This is a genomic window from Catellatospora tritici, assembly GCF_019083965.1.
GTDB classification, from domain to species: domain Bacteria; phylum Actinomycetota; class Actinomycetes; order Mycobacteriales; family Micromonosporaceae; genus Catellatospora; species Catellatospora tritici.
Genome location: NZ_JAHRCY010000033.1, coordinates 32,018 through 46,468, shown reverse-complemented (window position 1 = coordinate 46,468; position 14,451 = coordinate 32,018). Strand labels below are relative to the sequence as shown.

At 72.3% G+C, this 14,451-nt stretch carries 12 protein-coding genes; 4 read left to right on the top strand and 8 right to left on the bottom strand.

Annotation, left to right across the window (positions count from 1 at the left end; all coding sequences use genetic code 11):
* Positions 1 to 6: 6 nt before the first annotated feature.
* Positions 7 to 1,698 (bottom strand): class I adenylate-forming enzyme family protein, encoded by a 1,692-nt coding sequence (locus tag KUA19_RS39155; RefSeq protein ID WP_217404552.1) that lies wholly within the window; start codon positions 1,696 to 1,698, stop codon positions 7 to 9.
* Positions 1,691 to 2,614, bottom strand: a complete 924-nt coding sequence (locus KUA19_RS39150; protein ID WP_217404551.1) for an SRPBCC family protein — start codon at positions 2,612 to 2,614, stop codon at positions 1,691 to 1,693. The genes KUA19_RS39155 and KUA19_RS39150 overlap by 8 nt, the downstream gene beginning before the upstream one ends.
* A 253-nt stretch (positions 2,615 to 2,867) precedes the next feature.
* Between KUA19_RS39150 and KUA19_RS39145 the strand changes: the two genes are divergently transcribed.
* The 4 genes from KUA19_RS39145 to KUA19_RS39130 all read left to right on the top strand — a co-directional run bounded on the left by KUA19_RS39145 (position 2,868) and on the right by KUA19_RS39130 (position 8,490).
* Positions 2,868 to 3,710: an AfsR/SARP family transcriptional regulator gene (locus tag KUA19_RS39145; RefSeq protein WP_217404549.1), complete on the top strand. Its 843-nt coding sequence runs from the start codon at positions 2,868 to 2,870 to the stop codon at positions 3,708 to 3,710.
* A gap of 95 nt (positions 3,711 to 3,805) precedes the next feature.
* Positions 3,806 to 5,071 carry a beta-ketoacyl-[acyl-carrier-protein] synthase family protein gene (locus tag KUA19_RS39140; RefSeq protein ID WP_217404547.1) on the top strand — a complete coding sequence of 422 codons (1,266 nt, stop codon included), beginning with the start codon at positions 3,806 to 3,808 and terminating at the stop codon, positions 5,069 to 5,071.
* Positions 5,068 to 6,330, top strand: coding sequence for a ketosynthase chain-length factor (locus KUA19_RS39135; RefSeq protein ID WP_217404545.1), 1,263 nt, complete (start codon positions 5,068 to 5,070; stop codon positions 6,328 to 6,330). Before KUA19_RS39140 ends, KUA19_RS39135 begins: the two co-directional genes overlap by 4 nt.
* A gap of 231 nt (positions 6,331 to 6,561) precedes the next feature.
* The gene (locus KUA19_RS39130; protein ID WP_217404543.1) at positions 6,562 to 8,490 is read left to right on the top strand and encodes a multicopper oxidase family protein; all 1,929 of its coding nucleotides are present in this window, start codon (positions 6,562 to 6,564) and stop codon (positions 8,488 to 8,490) included.
* A 71-nt stretch (positions 8,491 to 8,561) separates the two neighbouring features.
* On the opposite strand, the gene KUA19_RS39125 is transcribed toward KUA19_RS39130, so the two are convergent.
* The 6 genes from KUA19_RS39125 to KUA19_RS39100 all read right to left on the bottom strand — a co-directional run bounded on the left by KUA19_RS39125 (position 8,562) and on the right by KUA19_RS39100 (position 14,215).
* Positions 8,562 to 8,978, bottom strand: coding sequence for a hypothetical protein (locus tag KUA19_RS39125; RefSeq protein WP_308167902.1), 417 nt, complete (start codon positions 8,976 to 8,978; stop codon positions 8,562 to 8,564).
* 158 nt (positions 8,979 to 9,136) lie between these two features.
* Positions 9,137 to 9,508, bottom strand: coding sequence for a hypothetical protein (locus KUA19_RS39120; protein ID WP_217404541.1), 372 nt, complete (start codon positions 9,506 to 9,508; stop codon positions 9,137 to 9,139).
* 51 nt (positions 9,509 to 9,559) lie between these two features.
* The gene (locus KUA19_RS39115; RefSeq protein WP_308167901.1) at positions 9,560 to 9,949 is read right to left on the bottom strand and encodes a roadblock/LC7 domain-containing protein; all 390 of its coding nucleotides are present in this window, start codon (positions 9,947 to 9,949) and stop codon (positions 9,560 to 9,562) included.
* Positions 9,950 to 10,134: 185 nt separating this feature from the next.
* On the bottom strand, positions 10,135 to 11,169 hold the full coding sequence (locus KUA19_RS39110) for a hypothetical protein (RefSeq protein ID WP_217404539.1): 1,035 nt from the start codon (positions 11,167 to 11,169) through the stop codon (positions 10,135 to 10,137).
* A complete protein-coding gene (locus tag KUA19_RS39105; protein WP_217404537.1) occupies positions 11,169 to 11,516 on the bottom strand; it encodes a hypothetical protein in 348 nt (115 codons plus the stop codon). Before KUA19_RS39105 ends, KUA19_RS39110 begins: the two co-directional genes overlap by 1 nt.
* 254 nt (positions 11,517 to 11,770) lie before the next feature.
* Positions 11,771 to 14,215: a glycosyl hydrolase family 28-related protein gene (locus tag KUA19_RS39100; protein ID WP_217404535.1), complete on the bottom strand. Its 2,445-nt coding sequence runs from the start codon at positions 14,213 to 14,215 to the stop codon at positions 11,771 to 11,773.
* Positions 14,216 to 14,451 lie beyond the last annotated feature (236 nt).

The following is a 14,451-nucleotide window of genomic DNA, read 5'->3' as shown; positions in this document are numbered from 1 at the left end:
TCCTGTTCAGACGGTGTTCTGGTGGGCGGCGGACAGCCGCCCGTGCAGCTGGGTACGGATGTCGCGGCGGCGCACCTTGCCGGTGGCCGAACGCGGGATCTCCCGGACCAGTTCGATGCCGTGCAGGTGCTGGTAGTCGGGCAGCTGCCCGTTGACGAAGGCGGTGATGTCGTCGCCGGTGACGTCGTCGTCGTCGGTCACGACCAACGCGTACGCGACCGCGCCGCGCTCGGGGTGGGGCAGGTCGACCACCATGCAGTCCACGACGGCCGGATGCTTGGCCACGGTGCGCTCGACCTCCACCGGCGACACCAGCCAGTTGTCGCACTTGAAGACGTCCTTTAGCCGGTCGACCAGGAACAGCGCCCCGTCGGTGTCGAGGTAGCCCACGTCTCCGGTGTCGAACCAGCCGTCGACGTCGACGGGCCGGTGCACCGAGCCGTCGGTGGCCAGGTACCCGGCCATCACCTGCGGGCCGGACACCTGCACCTCGCCGGGCTGGCCGGGTGGCAGCGGCTGCCTGGTGTCGAGGTCCACCACGCGGCAGCCGGTGCCGGGGACCGGCCGACCGACCGAGCCCGGCTGCGGCGCGTCGATGCGGTCGCAGTGGGTCAGCGGTGAGGTCTCGGCCAGGCCGTACCCCTGGATGACCGGCACGCCCAGCGCGGCCGACAGCCGCGCCGCCGCGGACGGCGACAGTGCCGATCCGCCGGACAGCACGGCCCGCGCGGTCGGCAGCTGCCAGCCGGACAGCCGCGGGTCGGCGGCCATCCGCGCCAGCCGCACCGGCAGGCTGTAGAAGTGGGTGGCCCCGGTGGTGCGGGCCAGCGCCACCGCCTCGGCCGGGTCCCCGGCCGGGACCAGCACCTGGGTCGACCCGGCGCACACGGCCGAGTTCAGGTGCATCGGGTGGTACGTGGGCAGGTGGTTGAGGCCGACCGTGGTCGCCCCGAGTCCGTGCGCGAGCGCCACCTGGGCCGCGTTGTAGACCACGTTGCGGTGCGTGAGCAGCACCGCCTTGGGCCGCCCGGTGGTGCCGCTGGTGAACTGCGCGACCGCCGCCGCGTCCGGATCCGTCCGGTGCGCGGCCGCTTCGGCGGACCGGTGCCGCCGGGACATGCCCGCCAGGGTGAACAGGCCGCCCTCGCCGGGCCGGTCCAGGTACACCACGTGGCGCAGGTTGGGCAGGTCGAGTCGGATGGCACGCAGCCGGTCGGCCATGTCGGCGACCGCGACGAGCACCCGTACGTCGGCCGACTCCAGCACCCAGTGCAGTTCGTCGGCGCCCTGCAGCGGGTTGACCACCGCGCAGACGTGTCCGGCCCGGACGGTGCCGTAGTAGGCGACCGCGAACGCCGGATCGAGCGCGGCGGCCACCCCGACCATGGACGCCCCGCCCAGGGCGTTGGCGCCGTGTCCAGTCGGCAGCAGCTCCAGCAGGGCCGCGGCGAAGTTGTCCGCGGCCGCGTCGAGCGCGGCGAACGACACCGTACGCTGGCCCGACTTGATCGCGGCCCGCCCCGGCGCGGTCCGGGCGGCGTGGCGCAGCATCCCGTCCACGGTCCCGCCGCTGCGGTCGAGCACCGCCGCGAGCCGCCGCGCCGGATCGTCGTCCGGGTCGGTCAGCACCGCTTCGGGCAGGACCGCGCGCAGCAGGTCCGGGTCGGGCGGCGCGCCCGCCACCGTGGACTCACGCATGCGCCGGCTCCTCCGCGAAGGCCTGCGCGTGGCGCAGGGTCTGCAGCGAGTTGGTGCTGAGCACGCGGCGCAGGTAGCGGCGCGCGTCGGCGACCGTGGTGTTCTCACCGAGCAGGTTCAGCGCGTCCGGCCGGATGGTGGCGGTGTGCCGGGCGGTGACGGTGACGCCCTCGGGCGTGGTGTGGAAGTGCCAGTGCCCGGTGTGCGCGTCGAGCAGCTTGGGCAGCCCGATCTGCTTGTAGATGATCTTGTGAGGCAGGCAGATCCGCACCGAGCGCGTGGTGTGCGCGCGGCCCTCCGGGGTGACCGTGTCCATGTCGAAGAACTGCACGCCGGGCTGGTCCTCGGTCATGGTCAGCGCGGTCACGTGCGGCACCCGCTCGGGCCACTTGTCCGCGTCGTAGAGGAAGCCGTACACGGCCTCGGTGTTGCCCGCGATGAACAGCGGGTCCTCGAAGTGGACGACCAGGTCCTTGAGCTGGTCCCAGTTCTGCGCGATCGCGGCGACCTGCTTGATCAGCTCGTCGGCGCCCTTGAGGTGCGCGGCCACGGCGTCGCGGCCCGCGTTGCTGTTCTGGCCGTCGGCGCGCAGCGTCAACTCCGCCTCGCAGGTGCCGTCCGCGGCCGGGCGGAACCGCCACTGGATGCTGGCCGAGGTCAGCGGCGCCTGGCAGTCGACCTGGTCGTAGGTGACGCTCAGCCCGCCGCGGTCCAGGGTGCGGCGGCTGGCCCAGTGGCGTACGCCGTCGCCCTCCAGGGCCCACCAGCGGACCACGTCGCCGTCCTCCTCGGCGTACACGCCGTCGGGGAAGAACTGGGGCCAGTGCCGCAGGTCGGTCACGATCTCGAAGGCGACCGACGCGGGCGCTTTGACGACCGCGGTGCGGGTCTCGGTGCGGTTGGTGCTCTTGGACATGGGTGCTCCTTCACGGATCTGGATGAGCCGCACGGTGGCGCGGCCGGACCGGTCTGTGAGAAACCGTCGCAGTAGGCGGCTTGAGCCCCGGTCGAGTCCGACTTGAATGCCCAGATCAGGCGCATGGAGGAGCAGAAAATAGCCAACCGGCCAATTGTGCGGAAATCGCACTTCGAGCTCACGAAACACCAATAGTGGGAGAGGTGGTCTCCAACCGCGCTGACCGGCCAGAGACGTCCTTGGGGGTAACACAATGCTGTTTCGGGTACTCGGACCGCTGACCGTACGGTCGTCCTTCGCCACCGGCGAACTAACCGCGCCCAAACCGCGCAAGGCACTGGCACTGCTGCTGATGCACGCCGACCGGGTCGTCCCCACCGACGTGCTCGGCACCGAGCTGTGGGACGACGAGCCGCCCGCCAGCGCGCAGACCACGCTGCAGACCTACATCCTGCAGATCCGCCGGATGCTGGCGCGCACGTTCGACCTGGACCCGGCCACCGTCGCCCGGGACCTGCTGGTCACCGCCTCCGACGGCTACCGGCTGCAGGTGCGCGACCGGCCCGGCGCCACCGGCGACGAGCTGGACCTGCACGAGTACGAGCGGCTGACCGCCGAGGGGCGCCTGGCCGCCGCGCGCGGCGACCACGGGCGGGCCTCGCGCCTGTTCGGACAGGCCCTCGACGTGTGGCGGGGCGCGGCGCTGGTGGACGTGCGCGTGGGTCCGGTGCTGCGGGTCGAGACGCGGCGGCTGGAGGAGGACCGCCTGGCCACCTGGAAGCAGCGCATCGACGCCGACCTGGCCCTGGACCGTCACCACGAGATCCTCGGCGAGCTCAGCAGCCTCGCCGCCCGGCATCCACTGCACGAGGACCTGCAGGCCCAGTACATGATCGCGCTGTACCGGGCGGGGCGCCGCACCGACGCGCTGCAGGCGTTCCAGCAGCTGCGCGGGGTGTTGCTCGACGACCTCGGCCTGGAGCCGTCGCGCCGGATGCAGCACATCCAACGGGCCATTCTCAGCGCCGACCCAGCCCTGGACACCTCGGTGTCGTACGCCGAGGCCGGAGTCCTGGCCGGCGCGGGCGCGCGCTGAAGCCCTGCTCGACAAACCTGTCCAAGCCGGACTCGAGCCCGGCCGGATGACGCTCGACTGACGCTCGACCACAACCCACCCACGGGGAGGCCCGCATGCACCGACGAGTCGTGATCACCGGGATGGGCGTGATAGCCCCCGGCGGCATCGGCACCAAGGCGTTCTGGGAGCTGCTGACCAGCGGCCGGACCGCCACCCGCACCATCTCCTTCTTCGACCCGTCGCCGTTCCGCTCGCAGGTGGCGGCCGAGTGCGACTTCGACCCCGCCGCGCACGGGCTGACCGCCGCGCAGGTGACCCGGATGGACCGGGCGGCGCAGTTCGCCGTGGTCGCCGCGGCCGAGGCGGTCGCCGACGCCGGGATCGAACCGGCCGAACTCGACCCGACCCGGCTGGGCACCGTGGTGGGCAGCGCCGTCGGCGCCACCACCAGCCTGGAGCGCGAGTACGTCATCGCCTCCGAGCGCGGCCGCCACTGGCTGGTCGACAACACGCACACCTCGCCCCACCTGTACGACTACTACGTCCCCGGCTCGTTCGCGGCCGAGGTGGCCTGGTCGGTCGGGGCCGAGGGCCCAGCCGCGGTCGTCTCCACCGGCTGCACCTCCGGCCTGGACGCGGTCGCGCACGCGGTCGAGCTGATCCGCGAGGGCAGCGCCGACCTGGTGATCGGCGGCGCCACCGACGCGCCCATCTCGCCCATCACCGTGGCCTGCTTCGACGCGATCAAGGCGACCACGCCGCGCAACGACGACCCGGCGCACGCCTCGCGCCCGTTCGACAACAGCCGCAACGGGTTCGTGCTCGGCGAGGGCGCGGCCATGTTCGTGCTGGAGGAGTACGAGCACGCCCGCCGCCGCGGCGCGGAGATCTACGCCGAGATCGTGGGCTTCGCCTCCCGCTGCAACGCCTTCCACATGACCGGTCTGCGCCCCGACGGGCGGGAGATGGCCGAGGCCATCACCCACGCCCTCGGCCTGGCGAAGCTGGACCCCACCCGGATCGGGTACGTCAACGCGCACGGCTCCGGCACCAAGCAGAACGACCGCCACGAGACCGCCGCCGTCAAGCTGGCGCTGCGCGAGCACGCGTACGCCACCCCGATGAGCTCGATCAAGTCGATGATCGGCCACTCGCTCGGCGCGATCGGCGCGATCGAGGTCGCCGCGTGCGCCCTCGCCATCGCCGAGAACGTCGTCCCACCCACCGCCAATCTGCACGAACCCGACCCCGAATGCGACCTGGACTACGTCCCCAACGAGGCCCGCGACCGCCACCTGGACGCGGTGCTCTCAGTCGGCAGCGGCTTCGGCGGCTTCCAGAGCGCGATGGTCCTGGCCCGCCCGGAGGCGACTCGATGAGCACCCAGACCGCCACCCGCCCGCAGCACCGTCCCGCCGAGCCCGACGGCCCGGTCCGCGCCGTCGTCACCGGCCTCGGCGTCATGGCCCCGACCGGCCTCAACACCCACGACTTCTGGCAGGCCGCGCTGGCCGGACGCAACGGCATCGGCCGGGTCGAACGCTTCGACCCGGGCCAGTACCCCGCGCGGCTGGCCGGGGAGATCCGCGACTTCGACCCGGCCGCGCACCTGCCCGAACGGCTGCTGCCCCAGACCGACCACGTCACCCGACTGTCCCTGGCCGCCGCCGAGCAGGCGCTGGCCGACGCGGGCGTCGACCCGGCCACGCTGCCCGAGTACGGCATGAGCGTGGTCACCGCCAGCTCCGCCGGGGGCTTCGCCTTCGGTCAGAACGAGCTGGAGAAGCTGTGGGCCAAGGGCAGCGACCACGTGTCGGCGTACCAGTCGTTCGCCTGGTTCTACGCGGTCAACACCGGTCAGATCTCCATCCGGCACGGCGGGCGCGGACCCAGCGGGGTGCTGGTCACCGACTCGGCGGGCGGGCTCGACGCGGTCGGGCAGGCCCGGCGCCACCTGCGCGGCGGCACCGCGCTCGCGGTCACCGGCGGCGTCGACGGCTCGCTGTGCCCGTGGGGCTGGATCGGCCAGCTCGCCGAGGGGAACATGAGCCGCCGCGACGACCCGGCACGGGCGTACCTGCCGTTCGACCGCGACGCCGACGGCTGGGTGCCCGGCGAGGGCGGCGCCATCCTCGTCGTCGAGGATGCCAGGACCGCGGCCGCCCGCGGCGCGCCCCAGACCTACGGCGAGATCAGCGGTTACGCCGCCACGTTCGACCCGCCGCCGGGCAGCGGCCGCCCGTCCGGGCTGCTGCGGGCGATCCGGCTGGCGCTGGCCGACGCGGGCCGGGACCCCTCCGACGTGGACGTCGTCTTCGCCGACGCGGCCGGGGTGCCCGAACTGGACCGGGCCGAGGCGCAGGCGCTGACGCTGGTGTTCGGCCCGCACGCGGTCCCGGTGACCGCGCCGAAGGCGGCGACCGGGCGGTTGGCGGCGGGCGCGGGCGGGCTGGACATCGCCACCGCGCTGCTGAGCATGCGCGACGGCGTCATCCCGCCCACGCCCAACATCACCTCACCCGCGTACCCCGACCTGGACCTGGTCGTCGGGACCGCCCGCGAGACCGACCCGCGCTGCGCCCTGGTCCTGGCCCGCGGCACCCACGGCTTCAACGCCGCCATCGTCCTGACCCGTTAACCCGCCCGCCGACCATCAAGATCACCCAAGTTGCCGGGCAATCGTGCGTATCTTGAGTCCTCAAGCGCACGATTGCCCGGCAACTTGAACGATCATCGCCCGGGGCGGTGTGGCTGTTTGTGCTGGTCAGTGGGGGCAGATAGGGTGACCGACGGTTCCGGGCAATAACGACATTTGGTCGAAACCTGACGCCCGGACCTCCAGGCACCCGGCCGAACAGGGGAACGATCGATGTATCGACGGCAGCTGCTGACCACCGCCACACTCGGGACGGCAGCGCTGCTGCTGCCGGGCCGCACCGCGTGGGCCGCCGCGCGGGTCCGGCTGGACCCCGCGAAGATCGCCAAGTACAAGGTGCGGCTGCCGATTCCGGGCGCCATGCCCGCGGTCAGCCGCAAGGGCGACACCGACGTGTACCGCATCGCCGTGCGTCAGCTGCGCCGTCAGGTGCTGCCGCCGGGGATGCCGAGGACCACGGTCTGGGGGTACGGCGCCGTCGGCCACTCGACGTCGTTCGGCTACCCGGCCTGCACCATCGAGGCGACCGTCGACCGCCCGGTACAGGTGACCTGGGCCAACGAGCTGTACGACGAGGACGGCCACTTCCGCCCCCACCTGTTCGCGGTGGACCCGACGCTGCACTGGGCCAACCCGCCCGGCGGCAAGGACGGCCGGGACATGGACGGCGAGTTCACCAAGACGCCTGGACCGTACAAGGGGCCGGTGCCGCTGGTCACGCACGTGCACGGGGCGCACACCGGCGAGGAGTCCGACGGGCACCCCTCGGCGTGGACCCTGCCCGCCGCCAACAACCTGCCCAAGGGGTACGCGGTCGGCGGCACCAACCACGACCTGTTCCGCGACCGGGCCAAGCAGCAGGGCACGACGTGGCAGGCGGGCACCACGGTCTGCCGTTACCCCAACGACCAGGCGCCGGGCACGCTGTGGTACCACGACCACACCCTCGGCATGACCCGCCTCAACGTGTACGCCGGACCCGTCGGCTTCTACCTGCTGCGCGGCGGCGACGCCGACCTGCCCGCGGGCGTCCTGCCCGGACCGGCGCCAAAGCCCGGGGACAAGGAGGGCACGAACCACTACGAGCTGCCGCTGATCATCCAGGACCGCTCCTTCAACACCGACGGCTCGCTCTACTACCCGGCCAGCCGCGCGGAGTTCTTCGACCACTTCGCCGGGCCGTACGTGCCCGACAGCGACATCGCGCCGATCTGGCACCCGGGATTCGCCGGCGACACGATGGTGGTCAACGGGGCGACCTGGCCCCGGGTGCCGGTCGAGCCCCGGCGCTACCGGCTGCGGCTGCTCAACGCCAGCAACTCCCGTACCCTCATCCTGAAGATCGCCTCGGCCGCGACCGGCGCCCGGCCCGCGCCCGCCGCGGTGCCGTTCTGGCAGATCGGCGCCGACGGCGGCTACCTGGCCAAGCCGGTGCGGCTGGAGCAGCTGCTGCTGGCCAGCGGCGAACGCGCCGACGTGATCGTCGACTTCAGCGAGGTCTACCCCGGCACCGAGCTGTTCCTGATCAACGAGGGCCCGGACGGGCCGTTCGCGGGCGGCCAGCTCGGCACGGCGTTCCAGGCGGCCGACCCGGCCACCACCGGCCAGGTGCTGCGCTTCGACGTGCGGCCGCTGAAGGGCAAGGACACCACGGTGCCGGCGGACCAGCTGACCCTGCCTGCGGTCGCGGCGTCCCCGGCCTCGACGGTCACCCGGCGGGTGATGCTGGACGAGCTGGACTCGGCGGTGCTGACCGGTGTCGGCAACCGGGTCGCGATGCTGGGCACGGTGAGCCCGGACCGCAAGCAGAAGCTGCTGCACTGGCACGACGCGGCCACCGAGACGCCGACCGCGGGCAACACCGAGACCTGGGAGATCCTCAACTTCACCGACCACGCGCACCCGGTCCACCTGCACCAGGTGCAGTTCGAGGTCCTGGACCGCAACGTCTTCCTCAAGACGCCGCGCCCCGCCGAGCCCAACGAGTCCGGCCGCAAGGACACCGTCCTGACCTACCCCGGCGAGGTCACCCGCATCAGGGCCACCTTCGACCTGCCCGGCCAGTTCGTCTGGCACTGCCACATCCTGGAGCACGAGGACAACGAGATGATGCGCCCCCTCACCGTCTCCCCACGCCCCTGACCCAGGACCCGCCACCACCCCGTCAACCCGAGGGGTGGTGGCGGGCCGAGCGGTGGTGGCGGGCCGAGGGGTCACGCGGTGAGCAGGCCCAGGCCGAGGGTGAGGGTACCGGCGGCGAGGCTGGCGGCGCCCACCCAGAGGACGGCGATGGCGCCGTTGGGCTGGGTGCGGCCGCGGCCCGCGGAGGCGGCGAAGAAACCGGCCGACATCAGGATCGCGGCCAGCGGGACGCCGATGCGCCCCACCCAGCCGAAGAAGCCGTCGAGGCTGGTCGCGTCGGCGAGCACGAGGCAGATCAGGCTCAGCGTGACCAGCACGCCCGCGTGGGCGTGCCCGGCCCGCGCGAACGACTTCTGGAAGTCGGTCATCGGCACCTGGCCCCGCACGATCTTCGTCATGAAGTACCCACCGAACTCGATGGTCACGATGGTGATCAGCACAACCCCGGCGATGATCCGGCTGGCGTCACTGAGTTCGAGGACGGACACGATGGCCTCCTGGCGTCACTGTCTGGTTGAGATAGGACAGCCTGCCAGAATCGGCCCGAGTCCGCGTCCTGGTATCCCGGGGCGGAACGGCCGACCCGCCCGGAGACGAAGACACCCCGCGGTCGGGAGGATGACCGCGGGGTGGCTGAGGGCCTGCCTCACATCTGCAGGTCGGTTTCGATGGTCTTGAGCTTGTGCCGGGCCATGGCCAGGTTGGCGCGGGTCCGGCTGAGCACCAGATACAGGAACAGCCCCTGGGTGTTGCGGCTGGTCAGCGGCCGAATGACGTGGTACTGGGCACCCAGGGTGATCAGAATGTCCTCGATCGAGTCCTTGAGCTTGAGCATCTCCAGCGTGCGCAGCTTCGCCCGGACCACGTCGGTGTTGCCCGCCGCGGCAATGGTCAGGTCGAATTCTTTCGAGCTCCCGAGCGTGCCCAGCGCCATACCGCTGGTGTAGTCGACGAGCGCGACACCGATCGCGCCCTCGATCTGCATCGCCTCCTGCAGCGAGCTCTCCATGTCAGACATTGGTTCCTCGTTTCTCCTCTTGCCCTGCGATGAGGGGTGATCCTTGGTGCCTTAAGCGGGGTGGTAGACGGCGCTCATCAACTGCCCGATGCGGGCGGCCACTGGTCGGGCCTCGTGATGCAGCCGGGCGACGTTCAGTTCGGGTCCGGCCACGACGGTCAGCAGTGCCGTCTGCCCCGCCGCGAACGTCGCGACGTACCCGTTGGTGGCGGCGGTGACCGTCTCGCGGAACTCGCCGCTGTGCAGCGCGGCCACGATCTGCTGGCCCAGGCCGAGCTGGGCGGCCGACATCGCCGCGAACACCTCCGGTTCGATGCCGGGGGTGTCCTGGGCGACGAGCATGCCGTCGACGCTGGCCACGAGTACTCCGGTGACGTACGGGACGCGCAGGCGCAGCTCGCGCAGCTCCGCCAGCAGCGGGGTCTCGGTCTCGGTGTCCACGGCGACGCCTCTCTTCCGGATCTCGGGGATGTCGTGGTCGGCGTGACGGGGTTCGTGACGCGGCTCGTGACGGGGTTCGTGGCGCGGTTCGTGACGGGGTTCGTGGCGCGGTTCGTGACGGGGTTCGTGGCGCGGTTCGTGGCGCGGTTGTGGTTCGCGGCGCAGCAGGTCCAGCAGCGCTCGGATCACAGCGCCTCCAGGCCCGCGATCAGGCGCGACAGGATCAGGTCGGACGGGCGGCCGTCGACCAGGGGGCGATCCTCGGCGTCGAAGTCGCCGAAGGCGCCGGGTTCGCGGGCCGGGCGGCGCGGCAGCGGCACCAGCGGAGCCGAGCCGCGCGGTTCGGCCCTGCGCTCGGCGCGGCGCGGCGTGGGCTCCGGGTCGGGCGTACGCTCCGGCAAGGTGCGCGGCAGCAGCAGCGGCAGCACCGGTTCGGGGCGGGCGGCGGCGCGGGCCCGTACCGTGGCGACGGACTCGGCCGCGACCGACCCACCGGGACGGCCCGGCTCGACCAGCCCGGCCCGTGACATCCGGCGCACCTCGAGCATCACCGTGAACGTGTCGCGCCCCAGCAGCCGGGCCAGGTCGATGGGGCTGCGGCGCCGGTCGGCGCCCGCGACCACCTCCCACTGCAGCGCGGTCAGCGCGACGGCCTGGGTGGGCAGGCGGCGGCGCGGCAGCACCGCCGCGGTGTCGATGGACGCGTCGGGCCACGCGTCGGCGAGCAGCCGCTTGCGCCGGTCCACCTCCTGGCAGACCAGACGCAGGTCGAGGGTGCGCAGGTGGCCGAACGGGTGCCGGGCGCCGGGTTCGAACTGGGCGGTGGCGACGAGGTCGAACAGGAAGAAGGCCGCGTCGTACAGGGCGATGACGCTCAACGCCTCCAGCTCCGCCTGGGTGACCAGCCCGGTGGCGACCAGTTCGGCACCGACGCGGTGCTGTGCCCGTCCCGCGCCGACCGCGGCGCGCCACGCCTCGGCGGGCAGCCGTCCCGAGCCGGTGAGCAGCCGTTCCATCCCGGCCGCGACCGAGCACTCGGCGTATGCGATCTTGCCGTCGACGACGTACACCGCACCGCCGGGGGCGTCGAGGATCCGCATCACGCCGCTGACCCCGGCCGCGCACCACGGCTCCAACGCCTCGCGCACCGGGTACGGCCGCACCGTGCGCGACACCTTCGGCGCTCCGGCGTCCGTCCCGGCGGTCACCTCGGTCGGCATCAGTTCAGCGAGAACTGGGCGGCGATCGCGCTGAGGCGTCGCTGCGTCACGGCCAGGTTGCCGACCTGCCGGTCGAGCCATACGTAGAGGACCATCCGCGCCGCGATGTCGGTGCTGATCAGGTGCAGCAGGTGGTAGCCGTTGCCCGCGGTGATGACGATGCCCTCGACGTGGGCGGGCTGGCCCACGGTGGCGAAGGCGGCCGTCTGCATCGTCGCGTGGATCATGTCGGCGGCGCCCGCGTCGTAGGAGTCGCGGTCGCCGTGGCCGCGCCCGGCCGTGCCGATGGTCGAACCGCTGGGGTAGTCGATGAGACTGGCTCCCAGGACGCCGTTGAGCGTCATCATCTGATGAAGACAGTTCTCTATGTCGAGCACAAGCCGCTCCCCTGCCGCTCTGATGCCGCCCCCAGACCCGCCCCAGCACCGGCACCGTCAGGGGAGGGAGTGTCGGCCGCGCCTGTCCGACCGACGCCGACCGCGGCAGGTTATGCGGCGCACACGCTCGGCGATCGCACATGGTGTCCGTCGGGCGGTCACGGCTAGGACACGGCGAGGGGCGCGGCCCCCGTGCGGCCGCGCCCCTCGTCTGTTCGGTACGGCTAGTGCGCGTACACCTCGAACTCCGAGATCTGTGCCGCGGGCCAACCGTTGTTGCTGGTGAACGTCAGGGTGATCCGCTGCGCCACGGTGGCCGGGAAGGCGATCTCCACGACGTTGCCGGTCTCCGGCGCGAACAGGTACTCCACCGGCCCGACCAGCTGCGTCCCATCGGCGTCGACCGCGATGGTCTGCCAGCGGCCGCCCCAGTTCGCGGGCAACTTCAGCACGATCCGGCTGACCGAGACCTGGTGGCCCAGGTCGACGGTGACCGTCTGCGGGAACGCCCCGTTCTGGCTCTCGAAGTACGAGCCCTGGTCGCCGTCGGCGAGCCGGTCCGGCCCGCACCACCAGCACGCCTGCGAGCTGGACGTGATCGTGCGGCCCAGGGCCAGGTTGCCGTCCGGGTCGAACCCGATCCCGGTCAGCCCCACCACGTACGGCCCGGCCGGGGAGGTGCTGTGGATGGTCACCGGACCGGCGTAGTTGCCCGACGACTGCGGCGCGAACCGGATCCGCAGGGTGCAGGTGGCGCCGACGGCGATGGTGGTGCAGCCCTGCGCGACGGTGTAGCCGTTGGGGACGAACACCGCCTCGACGGTGATCGGCTTCGGACCGGGGTTGGTGATCGCGATGGGCAGCACGGCCTCGGTGCCCACCGGCTGGAAACCGAAGTCGACCCCCTTGGCCTGGGCGATCTCTAGCTGGCCCGCCGGGGCGAAGCCGCACTTCGTGCTCGACCAGCCGAGGTTGCCTGCGCCCCGGGTGAGGGCGAAGCCGCTGGCGCAGTCGTACGCGCCCGCGCCACCCAGCCCGGCGGCGACGACGTGTGCGAAGGTGGCCGCGCCCGGCGCCTGGAGCTGCACCGCGGTGGTGCCCGCCCCGACGATGGCGACTCGGTCCACCGACACATTGGTGATCGACTTACCGAAGAACTGGATCCCCGCGTACGAGCTGTCCAGCAGGGTCAGGTCGCGCACCTCGATCGCGCCGTCCATCGGGGCGTCGGCGGCGTAGAACCACAGCGCACCGATCTCGGTGGGCTCGTTGGGCACCAGGTCGCCGGTACGCACCAGCAGGTCGCGCGCGATCGAGGTGGTCCCGGCCAGCGGCACCGCGCCGAACCGGTTGCCGACGTGCACGCCGCCGCCCTGAGTCACGGTGTCGGCGACGATGTTGTCCGCCACGGTGTTGTCGTGCCCGCCGTAGACCGCGAACCCGTTGGCCAGCAGCGGCACCGACACCGTGTTGCGACGGAACGTGTTGTGGTGGTCGGCGTTGACGTCCGACCACATGGCCAGGCCGTCGTCACCGGTGTTGCGGACGAACAGCTGCTGCACGACGGTGTCGCTCACCCCGTTGTGCAGGTTGAGGCCGTCGGCCCAGACGTTCTTGATCCGGCCGCCGGTGATGGTCAGGCCCTCGGACGGCCCGTCGAACCACATGCCGACCTTGGTGTGCTCGATCCACAGGTTGTCCACCGTGGACCCACCGCCGAGCGAGCCGCCCAGGCCGCTGTCGCTGGTCGAGTCGTCGCGGACCACGGTCTCGCCGAAGATCGCGAAGTCGGCCAGGTGCACGTCGGTGCTGGTGTTCGGCGCGCCGTTGCCGAAGACGCCCACCCCCGCGCCGTGCAGCACGGTGTGCCACGGCCCGGCGCCGCGCACGGTCACCCGGTCCACCACCAGGTGGCGCGGCACCGTGTAGGTGCCCGCCGGGAGCCACAGCCCGCGCTGCTGCGCCTTCGCGGCGTCGATCGCGTCCTGCAGCGCCTGCCCGGAGTCGGCCGCGCCGGTCGGGTCGGCGCCGAAGTCGAGCGCGTTCAGGAACCCGGCCGGGGCGGTCGCGGCGGGGGCCACGACCTCGAAGTCGGCCAGGTCGACCACGGCCGCCGCGGCGGCGCGCAGCCGCACCCTGGTGCCCGCGGGCAGCGTTCGTCCGAACTGGGTGCGCACGTCGTCGAAGTAGTGGTGCTGCCCCCGGTCGGCCGGGTTGTTGGTGTACGGGTAGTTGCCGTACACGTGCGCGTACTTCGAGGTCAGCGGCAGCGTGCCCAGCAGGGCGCCGTTGGCGGTGACCGTCAGCGTGGTGCTGCTGCCGTCGGCGACCGAGTAGCGCACGTCGACCGCGTTGGCGGGCCGGGCGAGCGTGAACTCGACCCACTCGCCCGCGTCGAGGCTGACCGCGCGGCGGCCGGACGCCTCGGCGGCCAGGTGGGTGAACGCCCGGTCGGCGGTGAGCACGCTGCCGCTGGTGCGGGCGTGCTCGGCCTCGTACTCGGTGAACGGGACGGGGGCGCCGGGGCCGCCGGGCAGCGCGGGCAGCGGCAGCGCGGTGCCGGGTAGGGACGGCACGGTGGGGGTCGCGGGCGCCGCGGCGGCGGGCACCGCCGCGAGCACGCCGGTGGCGGCGGCCGTCGCCACCACCATGGCGGTACGGAGCAGCATGGATGGCTCCTTAGGAAGGACGGGTGAGGGGCGGTCAGGCGGAGGTCGGGGGTGTTTCGGGCGCGTCGCCGCCGTGATCCGCGCTGAGCAGCGTAAGCACCACGCCTGGAATTAGTCCAGAGGATCACGCAACTTCTCGACAGCAACGTTGCACGTCTTTGCACACGAGTGAGGTCCTGCCCGTCTTGAAATCGCAGGTGAGCAAGGGACTGTGCGGCACCACACCCCGTAGGACA

Excerpts from the sequence above, each read along its gene's own strand:
- KUA19_RS39155 (WP_217404552.1), bottom strand. The coding sequence starts at position 1,698 with ATGCGTGAGTCCACGGTGGCGGGCGCGCCGCCCGACCCGGACCTGCTG.
- KUA19_RS39150 (WP_217404551.1), bottom strand. The coding sequence starts at position 2,614 with ATGTCCAAGAGCACCAACCGCACCGAGACCCGCACCGCGGTCGTCAAA.
- KUA19_RS39145 (WP_217404549.1), top strand. The coding sequence starts at position 2,868 with ATGCTGTTTCGGGTACTCGGACCGCTGACCGTACGGTCGTCCTTCGCC.
- KUA19_RS39140 (WP_217404547.1), top strand. The coding sequence starts at position 3,806 with ATGCACCGACGAGTCGTGATCACCGGGATGGGCGTGATAGCCCCCGGC.
- KUA19_RS39135 (WP_217404545.1), top strand. The coding sequence starts at position 5,068 with ATGAGCACCCAGACCGCCACCCGCCCGCAGCACCGTCCCGCCGAGCCC.
- KUA19_RS39130 (WP_217404543.1), top strand. The coding sequence starts at position 6,562 with ATGTATCGACGGCAGCTGCTGACCACCGCCACACTCGGGACGGCAGCG.
- KUA19_RS39120 (WP_217404541.1), bottom strand. The coding sequence starts at position 9,508 with ATGTCTGACATGGAGAGCTCGCTGCAGGAGGCGATGCAGATCGAGGGC.
- KUA19_RS39110 (WP_217404539.1), bottom strand. The coding sequence starts at position 11,169 with ATGCCGACCGAGGTGACCGCCGGGACGGACGCCGGAGCGCCGAAGGTG.
- KUA19_RS39105 (WP_217404537.1), bottom strand. The coding sequence starts at position 11,516 with ATGATGACGCTCAACGGCGTCCTGGGAGCCAGTCTCATCGACTACCCC.
- KUA19_RS39100 (WP_217404535.1), bottom strand. The coding sequence starts at position 14,215 with ATGCTGCTCCGTACCGCCATGGTGGTGGCGACGGCCGCCGCCACCGGC.